Genomic DNA, 3,571 nt, shown 5'->3' with positions numbered 1-3,571 from the left:
GATTCGGTGCTAGAATCCATTTTTAACTAGCAATCAGACTTGGAAAGATGGGAAATAACGTAGTCGTTCTAGGCACCCAATGGGGTGACGAAGGTAAAGGTAAAATCGTAGACCTTTTAACTGAAGATGCAAAATACGTGGTACGCTACCAAGGCGGTCACAACGCAGGTCACACTCTCGTAATTGACGGTGAAAAAACCGTTCTTCACTTAATTCCATCAGGTATCCTTCGCGATAACGTAAAATGTGTTATCGGTAACGGTGTTGTACTATCACCTGAAGCTCTACTTAAAGAAATGAAGCCTCTTGAAGAGCGCGGTATTCCAGTACGCGAGCGTCTTTTCATTTCTGAAGCATGTCCGCTAATTCTTCCTTACCACGTTGCAATGGACCAAGCTCGCGAAATCGCTCGCGGTAAAAAAGCTATCGGTACTACTGGTCGTGGTATCGGTCCAGCATACGAAGATAAAGTTGCTCGTCGCGGTCTACGCGTTGGCGACCTATTCGATATGGCGACTTTCGCAGAGAAGCTAAAAGAAGTCATGGAGTTCCATAACTTCCAACTAGTTAACTTCTACAAAGCGGAGCCAGTAAGCTACGAAGAAGTACTTGAGCAAGCTAAAGGCTACGCTGAACTACTAACGTCAATGGTTATCGACGTAACTGACGAACTAGACGCAGCACGTAAGCGCGGCGACAAGATCATGTTCGAAGGTGCACAAGGTACACTACTTGATATCGACCACGGTACTTACCCGTACGTAACGTCTTCTAACACGACTGCTGGTGGTGTTGCTGCAGGTTCTGGTTTTGGTCCTCGTCACATCGGTTACATCTTGGGTATCGCAAAAGCGTACTGTACTCGCGTTGGTGCTGGTCCATTCCCGACTGAACTATACGACGGTTTAGATAAGCAAGATCCTATTGGTAAGCACTTAGGTGAAGTTGGCCACGAGTTCGGTGCGACAACTGGTCGTCTACGTCGTACAGGTTGGTTCGATGCTGTTGCTATGCGTCGTGCAATCCAAATCAACTCTGTATCTGGTTTCTGTCTAACTAAACTAGACGTACTAGATGGTCTAGAAGAGTTAAAAATCTGTACTGGTTACAAGATGGAAGATGGCTCTGTGCTAGAAGTTTCTCCGATGGCTGCTGAAGCATTCGAAAAAGCAACGCCAATCTACGAAACAATGCCTGGTTGGTCTGAGAACACATTTGGTGCTAAGTCACTAGATGCTCTACCACAAGCCGCTCTTGACTACATCAAGCGTATTGAAGAGCTAACTGGCGTTCCAGTAGACATCATCTCTACAGGTCCTGACCGTAACGAAACTATCATCAAAGTTCACCCATTCGAAGCTTAATTGATAGCCGTTAAAGATTGCAAAAGCCGACCTTATGGTCGGCTTTTTTGTATCTGAACAAAAACAGCGTGACTCTCATATGGCAAGCTTTTGCCGCTGAGCCTAAATCAGAGGCAAAAATTGTCTAAAGCTTAGCTGTTTTTTGCCGATAAGGTTATCAAGCAGAGGAGATCCTTCACCGATCTTTGGTTTCTTAGATACCTTAAGGGTACGTTTATGAAGTTACGAACAGTGGCTGCTTCACTGTTGTTGACCTTGGTTGCTACCACAGTGAAAGCTAATGTTGCTGATGTGGGGGCACCAGTTCCGATCTATACCGAAGCAGAGCTGATAAAGCTTATTGAGCAAAATAAGCACTTACAACGTGTGCGCGCTGATAACTGCCAGCTGGTGGAGGATATCGTAGCTCGTGCGACTCGAATTAACTTACCCGCTTATGAGTTTCTATACGGAGATATGTTAGCTTGGGGTGTGTGTGTCGAGCAAGATGTCGAACTGGGTCTTTACTATATCGAAAATGCAGCGCATCAGGGGTTACCTGCTGCACTAGAGCAGATTGGCCGATACTATTCGCGTGGCACTTTAGTACAGCAAGATAAAGAACGTGCAATTCCATATTTGCGAGAAGCAGCGTCAATGGGAAACCTAAACGCGCGTATTCATCTGGCCGAGTTGCTTTTACGTGATTATGGCAGTCCACTCGATTACGAAGATGCGTATCGTTGGTTATATAACTCTGTCACAGCAGATAAGCGGCAGCATAAGCGCATAACTGTATTGAGAAACGGCCTTGAACAGCGTATGCCACAAAACGTTATTGCTCGAGCTAAACGGCGAGACACCTTTTGGTAACGCTTCAATATTGCAAACAACTTCATACAACAAAGCCCACGTCACGTGGGCTTTGTTGTTTTCCCGATAGTTGGTAGCGCTTAAACCACTTTGTGTGGACCGAAGCATTCGTAATGGAATTGCTCTTCTGGTACGCCAAGTTCTAATAGCTGTTTCGCTACGTGCTGCATAAATCCTACAGGACCACAGAAGTATACCTGCACTTTATCTTGCTTTAATGCAGCTTCAATTTCATACAGATTGACAAAGCCCGTGAAGTGGAAGTCTTCACCTAGCTTGTCTTCTGCCGTTGGTTGGTTATACCAAACGAGCGCGTTCATATTTTCTTTTTCTGCAACGAGTTGGTTTACGTGTTGCTTGAAAGCATGCTGTTGGCCATTTTCTGTTGCATGAACCCAAGTTACAGGTGCTTGATGTGCTGAGAGACTTTCTAGCATTGACAGCGTTGGAGTAAGTCCCACACCAGCAGAAATTAGAACAACGGGTGTTTGTGGTTCGGCATCCATAAAGAAATCACCGGCAGGGGCCGCAAGCTGCACTTTTTCGCCAATGTTCAGGCTATCGTGCAGGTAGTTCGACACTTTTCCGCCTTCTTCACGTTTTACTGAGATACGGTAGGTGTTCTCTTGGACCGCAGAAGACAGGCTATATTGGCGAATTTCTTGGTTTTCTAACTGTTCACTGTTGATGTAGATGCCAAGGTATTGTCCCGGTTTATACGGCGCCACTTTTTGGCCATCGGTTGGCTTGAACACAAAGCTGCAAATGTGTTCGCTCTCAATCTTTTTATCGACTAATTCAAATTCGCGTAGACCGCGCCAGCCGCCTTCCAAAGCTTCATTTTGTTGGTAAATTTGTTCTTCGCGCTGAATAAATACATTCGCAAGTACGCCGTAAGCCTCAGCCCAAGCATCCAACACTTCTTGACCTGGATTAAAAAGCTCATCGATTGTCGCAAGTAAATGCTTACCAACGATTTGGTACTGATCTTCTGTGATCAAAAAGCTCGTGTGCTTATGCGCAATTTTCTCTACTGCGCCAAGCAGAGCTGGCAAATTTTCAATATTGGCAGCATAGGCACAGATAGCGTTGAATAATGCTTCACGCTGATCGCCGTTACGCTGGTTACTCATGTTAAAAATATCTTTCAACTCAGGGTTATGAGTAAACATACGCTCGTAAAAGTGCGCGGTCAGTTTTGGTCCTGTTTCGGCGATGAGTGGTGCGGTCGCTTTGACGATCTCGATAGTTTGATTGCTGAGCATAAGGGCTTCCTACTTTAAGTTGTATTTATAATGCATGTTTAAAGTTGTATCTCAAATGTATCTTTCGATCAAGAAAAGATTTACACTTTT

3 protein-coding genes are annotated in these 3,571 nt (G+C 45.0%); 2 read left to right on the top strand and 1 reads right to left on the bottom strand.

Annotated elements, in window-relative coordinates:
• Positions 1-47: 47 nt before the first annotated feature.
• Both R7035_RS24995 and motX read left to right on the top strand, forming a co-directional pair.
• Positions 48-1,364 carry an adenylosuccinate synthase gene (locus R7035_RS24995; protein ID WP_005381385.1) on the top strand — a complete coding sequence of 439 codons (1,317 nt, stop codon included), beginning with the start codon at positions 48-50 and terminating at the stop codon, positions 1,362-1,364.
• Between the two features lie 216 nt (positions 1,365-1,580).
• Entirely contained in the window at positions 1,581-2,216 is a 636-nt protein-coding gene (gene motX, locus R7035_RS24990) for a flagellar protein MotX (protein ID WP_005381388.1), read from the top strand.
• An 80-nt stretch (positions 2,217-2,296) separates the two neighbouring features.
• Here motX and hmpA read toward each other — a convergent pair whose 3' ends face one another.
• On the bottom strand, positions 2,297-3,481 hold the full coding sequence (gene hmpA, locus R7035_RS24985; RefSeq protein WP_256901432.1) for an NO-inducible flavohemoprotein: 1,185 nt from the start codon (positions 3,479-3,481) through the stop codon (positions 2,297-2,299).
• Positions 3,482-3,571: the final 90 nt, after the last annotated feature.

It is taken from the genome of Vibrio sp. 1731 (genome assembly GCF_033339955.1).
In the GTDB taxonomy this organism is placed as follows: domain Bacteria; phylum Pseudomonadota; class Gammaproteobacteria; order Enterobacterales; family Vibrionaceae; genus Vibrio; species Vibrio alginolyticus.
Note: the sequence above shows the minus strand (reverse complement) of the source record. Positions and strands in the feature narration are given on the sequence as shown.

Bases quoted from the DNA above. Each gene is read 5' to 3' on its own strand.
- motX (WP_005381388.1), top strand. From the start codon at position 1,581: ATGAAGTTACGAACAGTGGCTGCTTCACTGTTGTTGACCTTGGTTGCT.
- hmpA (WP_256901432.1), bottom strand. From the start codon at position 3,481: ATGCTCAGCAATCAAACTATCGAGATCGTCAAAGCGACCGCACCACTC.
- R7035_RS24995 (WP_005381385.1), top strand. From the start codon at position 48: ATGGGAAATAACGTAGTCGTTCTAGGCACCCAATGGGGTGACGAAGGT.